Origin of the sequence: Duganella sp. 1411 (assembly GCF_017833525.1) — a bacterium.
GTDB lineage: Bacteria > Pseudomonadota > Gammaproteobacteria > Burkholderiales > Burkholderiaceae_D > Rugamonas.
In genome coordinates this window covers 104,053-118,397 of the sequence record NZ_JAFICD010000003.1, presented here as the reverse complement: position 1 = coordinate 118,397, position 14,345 = coordinate 104,053, and the positions used below count along the sequence as shown (strand labels likewise).

General features: G+C 67.3%; 14 protein-coding genes. 13 read left to right on the top strand and 1 reads right to left on the bottom strand.

The window, feature by feature from the left end:
• Positions 1–27 precede the first annotated feature (27 nt).
• Both JOD97_RS17565 and metF read left to right on the top strand, forming a co-directional pair.
• Positions 28–378 (top strand): phage holin family protein, encoded by a 351-nt coding sequence (locus tag JOD97_RS17565; protein ID WP_209720788.1) that lies wholly within the window; start codon positions 28–30, stop codon positions 376–378.
• Positions 371–1,198, top strand: a complete 828-nt coding sequence (gene metF / locus JOD97_RS17560; protein ID WP_209720784.1) for a methylenetetrahydrofolate reductase [NAD(P)H] — start codon at positions 371–373, stop codon at positions 1,196–1,198. The genes JOD97_RS17565 and metF overlap by 8 nt, the downstream gene beginning before the upstream one ends.
• A gap of 82 nt (positions 1,199–1,280) precedes the next feature.
• Here the strand turns inward: metF and JOD97_RS17555 are convergent, their stop codons facing one another.
• Entirely contained in the window at positions 1,281–1,850 is a 570-nt protein-coding gene (locus JOD97_RS17555; protein WP_209720781.1) for a 5-formyltetrahydrofolate cyclo-ligase, read from the bottom strand.
• Positions 1,851–1,916: 66 nt separating this feature from the next.
• Between JOD97_RS17555 and JOD97_RS17550 the strand changes: the two genes are divergently transcribed.
• The 11 genes from JOD97_RS17550 (at position 1,917) to dsbD (ending at position 14,015) form a co-directional block, all read left to right on the top strand.
• Entirely contained in the window at positions 1,917–3,911 is a 1,995-nt protein-coding gene (locus JOD97_RS17550; protein ID WP_209720778.1) for a lytic transglycosylase domain-containing protein, read from the top strand.
• A 24-nt stretch (positions 3,912–3,935) separates the two neighbouring features.
• Complete coding sequence (locus JOD97_RS17545) at positions 3,936–4,652, top strand: glutathione S-transferase family protein (RefSeq protein ID WP_209720774.1); 717 nt, start codon at positions 3,936–3,938, stop codon at positions 4,650–4,652.
• A 5-nt stretch (positions 4,653–4,657) separates the two neighbouring features.
• Positions 4,658–5,968 carry a multifunctional CCA addition/repair protein gene (locus tag JOD97_RS17540; RefSeq protein ID WP_209722617.1) on the top strand — a complete coding sequence of 437 codons (1,311 nt, stop codon included), beginning with the start codon at positions 4,658–4,660 and terminating at the stop codon, positions 5,966–5,968.
• 52 nt (positions 5,969–6,020) lie between these two features.
• On the top strand, positions 6,021–6,698 hold the full coding sequence (locus JOD97_RS17535) for a GNAT family N-acetyltransferase (RefSeq protein WP_209720771.1): 678 nt from the start codon (positions 6,021–6,023) through the stop codon (positions 6,696–6,698).
• A 96-nt stretch (positions 6,699–6,794) separates the two neighbouring features.
• A complete protein-coding gene (gene mrtJ / locus JOD97_RS17530) occupies positions 6,795–7,181 on the top strand; it encodes a JDVT-CTERM system glutamic-type intramembrane protease (protein WP_373999886.1) in 387 nt (128 codons plus the stop codon).
• A gap of 52 nt (positions 7,182–7,233) precedes the next feature.
• Positions 7,234–9,372: a choice-of-anchor D domain-containing protein gene (locus tag JOD97_RS17525; protein WP_209720768.1), complete on the top strand. Its 2,139-nt coding sequence runs from the start codon at positions 7,234–7,236 to the stop codon at positions 9,370–9,372.
• A 13-nt stretch (positions 9,373–9,385) separates the two neighbouring features.
• On the top strand, positions 9,386–9,880 hold the full coding sequence (locus JOD97_RS17520; RefSeq protein WP_209720766.1) for a TlpA disulfide reductase family protein: 495 nt from the start codon (positions 9,386–9,388) through the stop codon (positions 9,878–9,880).
• Entirely contained in the window at positions 9,877–10,092 is a 216-nt protein-coding gene (locus JOD97_RS17515) for a DUF4266 domain-containing protein (protein WP_209720762.1), read from the top strand. The genes JOD97_RS17520 and JOD97_RS17515 overlap by 4 nt, the downstream gene beginning before the upstream one ends.
• Before the next feature lie 13 nt (positions 10,093–10,105).
• Positions 10,106–11,275 (top strand): DUF3570 domain-containing protein, encoded by a 1,170-nt coding sequence (locus JOD97_RS17510; RefSeq protein WP_209720759.1) that lies wholly within the window; start codon positions 10,106–10,108, stop codon positions 11,273–11,275.
• On the top strand, positions 11,269–12,168 hold the full coding sequence (locus JOD97_RS17505; protein ID WP_209720756.1) for an FAD:protein FMN transferase: 900 nt from the start codon (positions 11,269–11,271) through the stop codon (positions 12,166–12,168). Before JOD97_RS17510 ends, JOD97_RS17505 begins: the two co-directional genes overlap by 7 nt.
• Positions 12,165–14,015, top strand: coding sequence for a protein-disulfide reductase DsbD (dsbD, locus tag JOD97_RS17500; protein ID WP_209720751.1), 1,851 nt, complete (start codon positions 12,165–12,167; stop codon positions 14,013–14,015). The genes JOD97_RS17505 and dsbD overlap by 4 nt, the downstream gene beginning before the upstream one ends.
• Positions 14,016–14,345 lie beyond the last annotated feature (330 nt).

The following is a 14,345-nucleotide window of genomic DNA, read 5'->3' as shown; positions in this document are numbered from 1 at the left end:
AGCCACTTTTTGCAGCGAGTCTTAGTCATGCGTTTGGTCCTTACCTGGTTAATCAATGCGGTTGCCCTGCTGGCAATTCCGTACCTCATGCATTCCGTCGATGTCACAAGCATAGGCGCAGCCCTCGTCGCGGCTCTTGTATTGGGCCTGGTAAATACGCTGATCCGCCCCGTGCTGTTGTTGTTGACCTTGCCCGTGACCATGCTGTCGCTGGGACTGTTTATTTTCATCATCAACGGTTTCATGTTCTGGCTGGTGGCGCAGTGGGTCGACGGCTTTCACGTCGATAGCTTCCTGTCGGCGATCGGCGGCGCACTGTTGTACAGCGTGATTTCCTGGGCTCTGTCTACCTTACTTTTGAAGAACTCAGATGGCTAATCATAATTTCAGTATCGAATTCTTTCCGCCGAAGACGGCGGAGGGCGCGGAAAAGCTGCGCGTCACGCGCGCCAAGCTGTCCGAACTGAAACCCAAATATTTTTCCGTGACCTTCGGCGCCGGCGGCAGCACCCAGCGCGGCACCCTGGACACGGTGGTCGAGATCCTGGCCGCCGGCGAGGACGCCGCGCCGCACCTGTCGTGCGTGGGCGGCACGCGCGAGTCGATCCGCGCCATCCTCGACGAATTCAAGTCGCACAACATCAAGCGCGTCGTCGCGTTGCGCGGCGACCTGCCCAGCGGCTACGGCGCGGCCGGCGAATTCCGTTACGCTAATGAGCTGGTGGAGTTCATCCGCCAGGAGACCGGCGACTGGTTCCACATCGAGGTGGCGGCTTACCCGGAGGTGCACCCGCAGGCCAAGTCGCCGCAGGACGACCTGCTGGCGTTCGAGCGCAAGGTGAAGGCCGGCGCCAACGCCGCCATCACGCAGTACTTCTACAACGCCGACGCCTACTTCCAGTTCGTCGAGCAGACCCGCAAGATGGGGATCGACGTGCCGATCGTGGCCGGTGTCATGCCGATCACGAACTACACGCAGCTGATGCGCTTTTCCGACATGTGCGGCGCCGAGATCCCGCGCTGGGTGCGATTGAAGCTGGCCAGCTTCGGCGACGACACGGCGTCGATCAAGGCGTTCGGGCTCGATGTGGTCACGCAGTTGTGCGAGCGCCTGCTGGCCGGCGGCGCGCCGGGGCTGCACTTCTACAGCATGAACCAGGCCGCGGCGACCACCGCGCTGTGGCAACGGCTGGTGTGACGGCCGGCGCGCCGCCGCCACCCGCAAATCGATGCGGGGTCGTACCCCGTACGGGGTACGACCCCTGTGGCCGCGGTGCGGGTTAAACGCCGCCGATCTCGGTGACGATGCGGTCCAGCGCCACATCGTGCGCATCACCATCGAACCTCACCTCCAAACAGCCGTAGGCGATGCCCAGCGTTTCCGGACGCGGCGCGCGCGCCAGGGTGCGGTCGTAAAACCCTCCCCCGTAGCCCAAGCGATACCCCTGCGCGTTGAATCCCAGGCACGGCACCAGCAGCGCCGGCGGATAATCCGCCTGCAAGCGCAAATCGGCCGGCACCGCCACCCCCATCGCATCCTTGACCATCGCCTCGCCGACGCGCCAGTCCGCGAACGCCAGTGCCGCGTGTTTTTCCACCACCACCGGCAGCAGCAGCCGCGCGCCGAGCGCCTCCAGCGCCACATAGGCGGTGCGCAGATCCGGCTCGTCGCGCAGCGGCCAGTACACGCCCAGCGCCGCCGGCCGCGCCGCGCGCCACCACGCGATCACCTGCTCGCCGATGGCGTGGTCCCACGCCGCCCGCGTGGCCGCGTCGAGCGCGCGTCGCGCCGTCAGCAACTGCTTGCGCAAATCGGCCTTGCCCGGTGCGGTCGGGGCTATTCGTTCCATCTCGGCACGTGGTATTCTAGGGTCGCTGGTCATAGAGTCGTTTTTACTGCCTAAGAGAGTTGCACATTGATTTCCGCTTCGAAATGGATTGCCGGCGTCGCCGTCGTGGCCTGGGTTGCGCTCAACCCGGTTTATATGTCGCAGGCCAGGGCGGAGGTGATCGGCGCCGAGACGCGCCGCGAGGACGATGCCTTCCTGCTGCTGCGCGACGCGGTGCGCCAGGACGACGCGGCCAAGGTGGATTTCTACGCCGCCCGCCTTGCCAATTATTCCATTCCTTCGTATGTCGATTATTATCGGCTCAAATCGCGCCTGAAGGACGCCTCGTACGCCGAAATCCGCGATTTCATGAAGCGCTACGATGGCCAGGCCATCGTCGACCGCCTGCGCAACGACTGGCTGCTGGACCTGGGCCGCAAGCGCGACTGGGCCACCTTCGACGAGCAGCTGCCGCTGTTTGTGCTCAACGACGACACCCAGGTCAAATGCTACGCGCTGCAATCGCGCGCGCTCAAGGGGCAGCGGGTGGCCGACGAGGCGCGCGCGCTGCTCACGTCCCCGTCGGTCTACGGCGAGCCATGCGCGGGCCTGATCGCCACGCTGTTCCAGGGCGGCCAGTTCAACGCCGACGATTTGTACGAACAACTGCGCCTGGCCGGCGAATTCAACGCCACCGGACAGGCGCGCCGCATCGTCGCCCTGCTGGGCGGGCCGGAAAAGAAAGCGGTGCAGGCGGTCGACACGCCGGCCCTGGCGCTGGCCAAGGGGCCGGGCGCCGGCCGCACCGAACATGAAATCTACGTGGTGGCCATCGGCCGCATGGCCAAGACCAGCGTCAAGCTGGCGGCGCTGGCGCTGGAGAAGGCCGCCTCGCAACTGAGTCCGCAGGAGCGCCAGGAGGGCTGGGCGGCGATCGCGCTGCAGTCGTCCTATTCGCTGGCCGACGACACCGCCGATTACTGGCGGCGCTCGAACGGCGCCAAGCTGTCGATCGACCAGATCCAGTGGAAAACCCGCATCGCGCTGCGCGCCGGCGACTGGCGCCAGGTCAAGGCCAATATCCAGACGATGCCGGCGTCGCTGCGCGACGATCCGGCGTGGATCTACTGGCTTGGCCGCGCGCTGATGGCCGAAGCCGGCGCGACCAACCACCCGAGCGGCGAGGCGGAGCGGCTGTTCCGCGGCATCTCGGACCAGCCCAATTTCTACGGCCAGCTGGCGCTGGAGGAAACCGGCCAGTTGATCACGATTCCGCTGCCAGGCTTGCCGATCAGCGCCGCCGAGATCGCGCCGATCGCCGCCAATCCCAACTTCCAGCGCGCGCTCAAGTTCTTCGGCATGCGCTTGCGCTTCGAGGGCACGCGCGAATGGAACTGGGGCCTGCGCGGCCTGAACGAGCGCGAACACCTGGCCGCCGCCGAATTCGCGCGCCAGAACGATATCCTCGACCGCATGGTCAACACCTCGGACCGCACCCGCATCCAGGTCGACTACACGCAGCGCTTCCCGTCGCCGCACCTCGACGTCATGCACCCGGCCACGCAAACGCTGGGCCTCGACAAGGCCTGGGTGTATGGCTTGATGCGGCAGGAATCGCGCTTCATCCTCGGCGCGCAATCGCACGCGGGGGCGTCCGGCTTGATGCAGGTGATGCCGTCGACCGCGCGCTGGGTGGCCAAGAAAATGGGCGTGTCCGACTTCGCGCAGGAGATGCTGACCGACGTGCGTACCAATATCATGTTGGGCACCAATTACCTGAACATGGTGCTCGGGAACATGGACGGCTCGCAGGTGCTGGCCACGGCCGCCTACAACGCGGGCCCGGGGCGCTCGCGCAGGTGGCGCGCGACGCTGACCAAGCCGATCGACGGCGCCATCTTCATCGAGTCCATTCCGTTCGTCGAGACGCGCACCTACGTCAAGAACGTGATGTCGAACGCCACCTATTACGCGGCCCTGTTCGAGGGCCGTCCGCAATCGCTGAAGGCGCGCATCGGCACCGTCGCGCCGCGCTCCTACACCAGCGAGGAAGAACAGCAAACGAGCTACGGCTCGCGCTGACCACACTATCACCACGGACGCATGATGCAGACCACCAAACTTGATCCCAGCCTGTCGCAAACCCTGGCCACCGCGCGCGAGCCGGGGCTGACGCTCATCATCGGCAACAAGAACTATTCGTCGTGGTCGATGCGGCCCTGGGTGGCGATGACCGCGTTCGGCATCCCGTTCCAGGAGGTGCGCGTGCTGCTCGACCAGGCCGACACCGCCAACCGCATCTGCGGCTATTCGGCCAGCGGCCGAGTGCCGGTGCTGCTGGCCGGCGAGATGACGATCTGGGACAGCCTGGCCATCTGCGAGTATCTGGCCGAACAGTTCCAGGAGCTGCATCTGTGGCCGCAGGACGTGGCCGCGCGCGCGATGGCGCGTTCGATCTGCGCCGAGATGCACGCCGGCTTTGCCGACCTGCGCAAGTCGATGTCGATGAATATCCGCGCCAGCTTCCCCGGCAAGGGCCGCACCAACGGCTCGCAGGCCGACATCGGCCGCATCAGCGAGATCTGGGAGGAGTGCCTGTCGCGCTTCGGCCACCACCAGTTCCTGTTCGGCGACTTCTCGATCGCCGACGCCTACTACGCGCCGGTGGTGATGCGCTTCCGCACCTACGGCGTGTCGCTGGCGCCGGCGCTGGACGCCTACTGCCAGCGCGTGCTGGCGCATCCGGCCGTGGCGCGCTGGGTGGCCGAGGCGCTGGCGGAAACTGAAACGGCGCCCAAGCACGACGCTGAAATGCCGGACTGACGATGATGCGGATTTATGTAGTCGGCGGCGCCGTGCGCGACGAGCTGCTTGGCCTGCCGGTCAAGGACCACGACCACGTGGTGGTCGGCGCCACGCCGGACGACATGCTGGCGCAGGGCTTCCGCCCGGTCGGCAAGGACTTCCCCGTGTTCCTGCATCCGAAGACGCAGGAGGAATACGCGCTGGCCCGCACCGAGCGCAAGACCGCGCCCGGCTACAAGGGCTTCGTGTTCCATACCTCGCCCGACGTCACGCTGGAGGAGGATTTGATCCGGCGCGACCTGACCATCAACGCCATCGCGCGCGCCGACGACGGCACCCTGACCGATCCGTTCGGCGGCCGGCGCGATATCGAACAGCGCGTGTTCCGCCATGTCTCCGACGCCTTCGCCGAGGACCCGGTGCGCATCCTGCGCTTGGCCCGTTTCGCCGCCCGTTACAGCGACTTCCGCGTGGCGCCGGAAACCAACGCGCTGATGCGGCAAATGACGGAGCAGGGCGAGGTCGACGCGCTGGTGCCGGAGCGCGTGTGGCAGGAGCTGTCGCGCGGGCTGATGGAGGACCAGCCGTCGCGCATGTTCGACGTGCTGCGCGATTGCGGCGCGCTGGCGCGCATCCTGCCGGAGCTCGACGTGCTGTGGGGCGTGCCGCAGCCGGAGAAATGGCATCCCGAGATCGACACCGGTGTCCACGTGCTGCAGGTGATCGATTGCGCGGCGCGCGCCGGACTGGAACTGCCGGCGCGCTTCGCCTGCCTGATGCACGACCTGGGCAAGGGCGTGACGCCGTCGGCCACCTGGCCGGCGCACCACGGCCATGAGGAACTGGGCGTCAAGCTGGTCGAGCAGGTGTGCAAGCGCCTCAAGGTGCCCACCGATTGCCGCGACCTGGCGGTGATGACCGCGCGCGAACACGGCAACGTCGGCCGCGCGCTGCAACTGCGGCCCAACACCATCGTCAAGTTGCTTGAGCGCTGCGACGCCTTCCGCAAGCCGGCGCGCTTTTCGCAGATGCTGCTGGCCACCGAGTGCGATTCGCGCGGCCGCAGCGGGCCCTCTGCCAGCTATCGCGACGCGCCGTTCCCGCAACTGGCCCACCTGGAGGCGGCGATGGCGGCCGCGCGCGCCGTCAACGCCGGCGAGATCGCCCAGGCCAGCGCCGCCAACCCGCAGCGGATACCGGAGCTGGTGCGCCGCGCGCGGGTGGCCGCCGTCAAAACGGCGCTGAAGGTGGACGACGCCGACGGCGAAGACGAGGATGGGGACGGGCGCGCCATGCCGCCGCCCCCGGCCGCCCCGCAAGGCGGGTCCGCCTGAACCGGAGTACAATGAGGGCGATGGTGCGCTGCACCATGTCCTGTCCGCCACCATGAACTCCATCGATCTGTTCCAAAATCCGCTGCGCCGCTGGGGCAAGCACAAAGACGGCAAGCGCCGTCCGACGGTGCTCGTCAAGGAGCTGCAGGAGCGCGACCGGCGGCGCATGGTCAAGCACTTCCTCGAGCTCGAAAAGAGCGACCGGCTGCTGCGCTTCGGCACCATGCTGCCCGACGAGCAGGTCGAGAAATACGTCAACCAGATCGATTTTTCGCGCGACATGGTGTTCGGCGTGTACAACCGCTTGTTCAAGTTGGTGGCGGTCGGCCATCTGGCGTTCGCCCCGCGCGACGAATCCCGCGGCGCGGTCACCGACAAGGAGCGGGTGGCCGAATTCGGCGTCTCCGTCAGCAAGAGCGCGCGCGGCATGGGCGTCGGCTCCAAGCTGTTCGAGCGCGCCGCCATCCACTGCCGCAACAACGACGTCGACACCCTTTATATGCACTGCCTGTCGTCCAACAAGACGATGATGCACATCGCGAAAAAGGCCGGCATGGAGATCCATCGCGACTACGGCGAGGCGGACGCCTATCTCAAACTGCCGCCGGCCAATCCGGCCAGCGTGCTGCAGGAGGCGCTGGACGAGCAATTCGCCACGCTGGACTACACCCTCAAGGCCAACAAACGCTTCGCCACCAAATGGCTGGGCCGTTTGACCGGTCGAAAATAAATCGCAATTTCTCCCACTATAGTTAGAACCTTTACCGGCCGGCCTGGAATGAACGGTCGGACAAGATACGCAAACCGGTAACCAGGCTTCCCAAACGTGTCGCTGATTTCATCACTTCTGCCCGTGCCATGGGCGGCGGACGCCCTGTGCGGCGCGCAGTTGCGGGCGCCCGACCTTGGCGTTTGCCTGCGGCTGCTGGTGCTCTCGCCGCTGCTGGAGGAGTGCGTGATCCGCGCCGGCCTGCAGGAGTGGCTGATACGGCGCCCGTGGCGGGAGCGCAGGCACGCGTGGGCCTGGCCGGTGCTGGCGTCGACGGCCGCTTTCGGGCTGCTGCACCTGGGCTCCGGCTGGCAGGCCGCCGTCGCGGTGCTGGCGCCGGGACTGGCGCTGGCGCTGCTCTACCAGCGCACCGGCCGCTGGTGGTGGTGCGCGCTGGTGCACAGCGGCTTCAACGCCTTTGCGATCTCCGTCTGCGGGTTTTAGATCAACTTATAGATCAAGTTCGGATCAATTCGATCAACTTCAGGAGAGTGGCATGACAGGTTTAACGTGGGAATTCCGGCTGCGACAGGCGGCTGCAGCGGCGCTGCTATTCGGACTGGCTTCGCAGTCCGCGAGCGCGCAAGACGCATTGAACGGCAAGAGCCTGTACCAGAACGGCCCCGTTAGCGGCGGCGGCACCTGCGTCGCCTGTCACGGGCCCTCGCCGGCGGCCAACGTCAGCGGCATCCTGCGCGGCGCCAACCAGCCGTCCGTCATCGCCAACGCCATCGCCGGCAATCGCGGCGGCATGGGGCAATTCAGCGGTAAATTCAGCGCCGCCGAACTGGCGGACCTGGCGGCCTTCATCGGCAATCCCAATGTGACGGCGGCGCCGGCCGCCTCGCTGGCGCCGGCCAGCCTGGCCTTCAGCGGCACCAGCATCGGCCAGACCAGCGGCCCGCTGGGCACCACCTTGAGCAACACCGGCAACGCCGCGCTCAACATCGGTAACATCACGCTGGGCGGCGCGGCCGCCGGCGACTATGCCCTGGCCGGCGGCAGCTGCGCCAACGGCGCGGCCGTGGCGGCGGGCGCCAACTGCACCGTGCAGGTGAACTTCCGTCCGACGGCGGCCGGCGCGCGCGCGGCCACCCTGACCATCACCCACAACGCCACCGGCGGCAGCAGCACCGTGGCCCTGAGCGGCACCGGCAACGCCACGCCGCAGGCGACGATCGCGCTGTCGGCGCCGAGCGTCAACTTCGGCGCGCAGCTGACCGGCGCCGCGTCGGCCGCCTCGACGATCACCGTCAACAACACCGGCCAGGCCCCGCTGACGTTCACCTCGATCGCCGTCAGCGGCGCCAACGCCAACTTCTTCACGCTCGGCGGCAGCTGCGCGGCGGCCACGCCGGTGCCGGCCGGTGGCGCTTGCACGGTCACGGTACAGGCCACGCCGACCGCCGCCGGCGCCTTCGCCGCCAGCCTGACGCTGGCCTCCAACGCCGCCAACGGCGCCGCCACGGTCAGCCTGTCGGGCACCGCTTCGGCCGCCGCCCCGGCGCTGACCGCGACGCCGTCCGCGATCGCCTTCGGCCTGCGCTCGATCAGCTCCCCGGCCACGTCGCAGACGGTGGTGCTGGCCAATACCGGTAACGTCGCGGTGACCTTCACCCGCGTCGCCTTGACCGGTTCGGGCACCTTCACCATCGCCGGCAGCGACTGCGGCGCCACCCTGGCCGTCGGCGCCAGCTGCTCGGTGCCGGTGCGCTTCGCCCCGACCGCCGACGGCGCCGTGGCCTCGACCCTGGGCGTGACCTCGAACGCCGCCGCGCTGCAGGTGGCCATCACCGGCAGCGGCACCACGCAATCGGTCGGCATCCCGCTGTTGTCCGAGGCCGGCCCGATCGCCTTCGCCGACACGCAAGTGGGCGCCACCGCCGCCGAGCACACCACCACCTTGAGCAACAGCGGCAACGCCGCCGTGCGCATCTCGACCTTGACCCTGGGCGGCAACCAGCCGGGCGACTTCGTCACCGGCGGCACCTGCTTGGCCAACGGCACCGTCAGCGCCGGCGGCAGCTGCACCATCACCACCGCGTTCCGGCCGACGGCGGCCGGCGCCCGCGCCGCCAGCCTGCAACTGGCGACCGACGCCGGCGCCCAGTTCACGCTGGCGTTGAACGGCAACGGCGTGGGGGTCGCGGTCAGCGCCCCTTCGCTGGCGGTCAATCCGCAAAGCTTCGACTTCGGCGCCGTGACCATCGGCGCCACTGCGCCGACCCGCCGCTTCACCCTCACCAACAGCGGCTCGGCGCCGCTGACCCTGGCCAGCGCCGCCTTCAGCGGCCCGTTCGCCGCCGTCGCCGACAGCACCGGCTGCGCGGCCTTCCCGTTCACGCTGCAACCCGGCGCGAGCTGCGACCTGGTGGTCGGCTACACGCCGGTCAACGCCGGCGGCAACAACGGCAACGTCGCGATCCAGTCCAACGTGGCCGGCAGCGGCTGGACCATCGCCTTGAGCGGCCAGGCCAATGTGGCCCCATCCAACGCCAAGCCGCAGAACGCCGGCGGCGGCGGTTGCTCGGCTTCGCAGAGCGTCAACGATCCGATGCTGGCGCTGCTGGTCATGCTGTCGCTGGGCGTGATCGTGTGGCGCCGTCGTCGCGGCAGCGATGGCAATCAACACTAACACTGGAGCGACTATGAAAATCAAAGCTATATCGGTACTGCTGGCCGCCGCGCTGGGCGCGTCGTCCGCGTTCGCGCTGGAAAAGGGCGCGGCCGCGCCGCAGTTCGACCTGCAGGGCATGGACGGCGCGGTGCAACTGGCCAAGCTGACGGGCAAGGTGGTGTACGTGGACTTTTGGGCCTCGTGGTGCGGCCCGTGCCGCCAGTCCTTCCCGTGGATGAACGAGATGCAGGCCAAGTACGGTCCGCGCGGGCTGCAGATCGTCGGCGTCAACGTCGACGCCAAGAGCGAAGACGCCAAGGCCTTCCTGGCGGCGACGCCGGCCAAGTTCACCATCGCCTTCGATCCGAAAGGCGCCACGCCGCGCCAGTACGGCATCAAGGGCATGCCGAGCAGCGTGTTGATCGGGCCTGACGGCAAGGTGCTGCTGGAGCATTCGGGTTTCCGCGACGCCGACCGCGCCGAGCTGGAAGCGAAGATCCAATCCGCGCTGGGAGCCGTCAAATGAAGATCCTGATCGCATTGGCGCTGGCCGCCAGTCTGTCCGGCTGCGCCTCGTTCGGCAACGTGCAGCCGTGGGAAAAAGGCACGCTGGCCAAGCCTGAGATGACCTTCAACGACGGCGGTTTGTTCAGCCGCTACGACGACCATATCTACACCAGCCGCGAGTCCTCGTCGGGCGGCGCCGGTGTCGGCGGCGGCGGCTGCGGTTGCAACTGAGATGGAATCACCTATGACGAGTAAACAAACCACCATTTCCAACGACGGCCAGCCTTCACCGGCGCCCTCGTTGGCCTCCTCGATCCTGGCGGCGGCGCTGCTGCTGCCGGGCGTCCAGGCCCACGCCGAGGCGCCGCCGACCAATGGCGTGATCAGCATCGGCTATCTCGATTACCGCGACAGCCAGTCGGGCCTCGACCGCATCCGCGTGCACGCGCCGTCGGTGTCCGTCATGGCGCCGGTGGCCGGCGTCTGGAGCGTCAGCGCCTCGGCGGTGACGGACGACGTGTCGGGCGCCTCGCCGCGCTACCACACGGCCGTCTCCGGCGCCTCGCGCATGAGCGACGACCGCAAGGCCGGCGACGTCGCGCTCAAGCGCTATCTGGAGCGCGGCAGCGTGTCGGTCGGCGCCAGTTATTCGACCGAGCATGACTACGTGTCGCGCGCGCTGTCGCTGCAGGGCACTTTCGAGAGCGAAGACCGCAACACCACGTGGTCGGCCGGCTTCGGCCGTTCCAACGACGAGATCAATTCCACCGGCGGCGCCGTCGTCGGCGAGAAGAAGAACACCACCAACCTGCTGGTGGGCGTGACGCAGGTGCTGACCAAGGACGACGTGGTGCAACTGACGCTGGCGCACGACCACGGCAGGGGTTACTTCTCCGATCCGTACAAGGCCTTCGACAACCGTCCGCGCAGCCGCAACGAGACCACGCTGCTGGCGCGCTGGAACCACCACATCGACGCCACCGGTGGCGTCAGCCGCACCTCGTACCGCTACTACCGCGACAGCTACGGCGTGCGCGGGCACACGCTGGGCCAGGAATACGTGCAGCCGCTGTCGCAGGGCTGGACCGTGACGCCGGAAGTGCGCCTGTACACGCAAAGCGCGGCGGACTTCTATTTCGACCCGGTCTACGATCCGGTGCTGGGCGCGCCGTTCCCGCCGGGCTTCAATGGCGTCAATCCGGGCTACATGTCGGCCGACCAGCGCTTGTCGGGCTTCGGCGCGGTGACGCTGGCGCTCAAGGTCAGCAAGCAGATCGACAAGCTGTGGTCGGTCGACGTCAAGGTGTCGGCCTACCAGCAGCGCGGCAGCTGGCGCCTGTTCAACTCCGGCAGCCCGGGGCTCGACACCTTGCGCGCGCAGACCTTCCAGATCGGGATCAACCGGCAATGGTAGACGCGATCCACCGCACCGCGTTCGACGCGATGGCCAGCCGTTGCGAGATCCGGCTGGCCGCGCCCGACGCGCACACGGCCGACCTGCTGTCGCGGCAGGCCGTGGCGGAGGTGCGGAGGATCGAGGAGAAGTATTCGCGCTACCGGGCGGACAGCATCGTCTCGCGCCTGAACGCGGCGGCCGGCCGGGAGCCGGTCGCCTGCGACAAGGAGACCATGGCGTTGATGTCCTACGCCGCCGCGCTGTTCGGCGCCAGCGAGGGGCTGTTCGACATCACCTCCGGCGTGCTGCGCAAGGCCTGGGATTTCCGCCGGCCGCGCGTGCCCGGCCCGGAGGAGCTGGAACCGTTGCTGGCGCTGGTCGGCTGGCACCAGGTCGATTGCGGCACGGAGGAGGTCTTCCTGCGCCAGGCCGGCATGGAGATCGACTTCGGCGGCTTCGGCAAGGAGTACGCGGCCGACCGCGCGGCGGCCCTGCTGATCGAGGCCGGCGTGCGGCACGGGTATGTGAATCTGGGGGGCGACATGCGCTTCATCGGCCCCCGGCTCGACGGCCGTCCGTGGAGCATCGGCATTCAGGACCCGCGCGATCCCGACGCGGTAATGGCCAGCATCCCGATCAGCCAGGGCGCGCTGGCCACCAGCGGCGACTACGAGCGTTACTTTGAACTGGATGGGCAGCGCTATTGCCACATCCTCGATCCGCGCACCGGCATGCCGGTGCGGCATTGGCGCTCGGTGAGCGTGATGGCGCCGATGGCGATAGCGGCCGGCAGTTGTTCGACGATCGCCATGCTCAAGCAGCAGGGCGGAATCAATTTTCTGAACGCTTCTGACATGGGTTATTTGACCGTCGATGATCAGGGGCTGATGTTGTATAGGGATATCTCATGAAACGACAAAAATGGATGCTGCATCTGCAGATGCTGGCGACGATGATCGTCGCGTTGATCGCGCTGTTCTCCGGCGCCCAGGCGCGGGCCGGGGATTTCCTGGAGCCCGACCAGGCCTTCAAGCTGACCGCCGAGACGCTCGACGCCAAGACCGTGCGGCTGACGTGGGTCATCGCCAAGGACTACCACCTGTACCGCGACCGCTTGAGTTTTAACGCCGACGGCGCGCAAGCGGGCGAGCCGGTGCTGCCGAACGGCATCCGCAAGTTCGACACCAATTTCAACAAGGAGATGGAAACCTACCAGGACAAGCTGGTCATCGACCTGCCGGTGACGGCCGCCGCGCCTTACACGCTGCTGGTCGGCTACCAGGGCTGCGCGGACGCGGGCCTGTGCTACTCGCCCGCCTCGCAGAGCTACCGGGTCGACCCCCGCAAGCCCGGCAAGCTGACGCCGATCGACACGGCCGAGGTGGCGGCGGCCGATGCCGCCTCCGCGCCGGTTGCCGCCGCCGCCACGGCGCCGGCCGCCGCGCCGGAAGACGATAGCTCGCTGGCCCAGCGCACGCTGCAAAGCGGCAGCGCGTGGCGCATCGGCCTGGCCTTCCTGGTGTTCGGCCTGCTGCTGTCGTTCACGCCGTGCGTGCTGCCGATGGTGCCGATCCTGTCGTCGATCATCGTCGGCGAGGGCAATGTCTCGCGCGGCCGCGGCTTCATGCTGGCGCTGGCGTACAGCCTTGGCATGGCGCTGGTCTACACCTCGCTCGGCGTCGGCGCCGGCCTGGCCGGCGAAGGCCTGGCCGCCGCGCTGCAAAAGCCGTGGGTGCTGCTGACCTTTGGCGCCTTGTTGTTCACGCTGGCGCTGTCGATGTTCGACGTCTACCAGCTGCAGCTGCCAAGCGGCCTGCAAAGCCGCTTGAGCGAGAAGAGCGGCAGCATGGGCGGCGGCAAATTCGCCGGCGTGTTCGTCATGGGCGCCCTGTCGGCGCTGATCGTCGGCCCGTGCGTGGCCGGTCCGCTGGCCGGCGCGCTGCTCTACATCAGCCAGACGCGCAACGTCTGGACCGGCGGCTGGGCGCTGTTCTCGATGGCGGTCGGCATGAGCGTGCCGCTGCTGCTGACGGGCGTCTCGGCCGGCAGCCTGCTGCCGCGCGCCGGCGCCTGGATGAACGGCGTCAAAAAAGTCTTCGGCCTGCTGCTGATCGCGGTCGCCATCTGGATGGTCACGCCGGTGTTCTCGGTCACTGTGATGATGGTGCTGTGGGGCGTGTTCGCGCTGCTGTGCGCCATGTTCCTGCACGTGTTCGACGGCATTCCGAAGGGCGCGGGCCTGGGCGCCTACGTCGGCAAGACGCTGGGCGTGGCCTTCCTGCTCGGCGGCCTGTTCGAGCTGACCGGCGCCGCCAGCGCCGGGCGCGACGTGCTGCAGCCACTGGGCCACCTGAGCGTGGCCCGCGCCGAGGGCGCGCCGGCCGGTGGCGCCGCCGGCGCCGAGGCGCACTTCACGCGCATCAAGACGGTGGCCGAACTGGATCAGATCCTGGCCACCAGCACCAAGCCGGTGATGTTGGACTTCTACGCCGACTGGTGCGTGGCGTGCAAGGAGATGGAGCGCTTCACCTTCTCCAAGCCGGCGGTCGGCGGCAAGATGAAGGAGGTGACGTTATTGCAGGTGGACGTCACCGCCAACAACGCCGACGACAAGGCGCTGATGAAGCGCTTTGGCCTGTTCGGCCCACCGGGCATGATCTTTTTTAACGGCGGCAAGGAAATCCCGAACAGCCGTATCATCGGCTTCCTGGCGGCCGAGCCGTTCCTGCAGCATTTGAACCGCCATTTCACTTCTTGAAGTTGAAGTGATCCACACGGCACGTAAACCGTGCCGTGTATTTTGCTGGCGTGGAACTACAGACGCCAAGCGTGCCGCTTACGCCACAGGCCTGCCGGGGACGATACTCGACCTGTGGGCAGCAGGCAATCAACTTCCCTTCCAGAGCTATCGCATCGGAACGATTCCAAGTCGCCGACTCGGCGAGCGCCGCCTGAAAAAGTATTTTTTTTTAGTGCTATGAATCTAAAATTCCGATCGCGCGCAAATAGCGTAAAATCCGCTTTTTAATTCGAAACACCATGGCGTGGCGATTTAAGTAATCGCTGATAGCTCCAGCATGAAAAACGG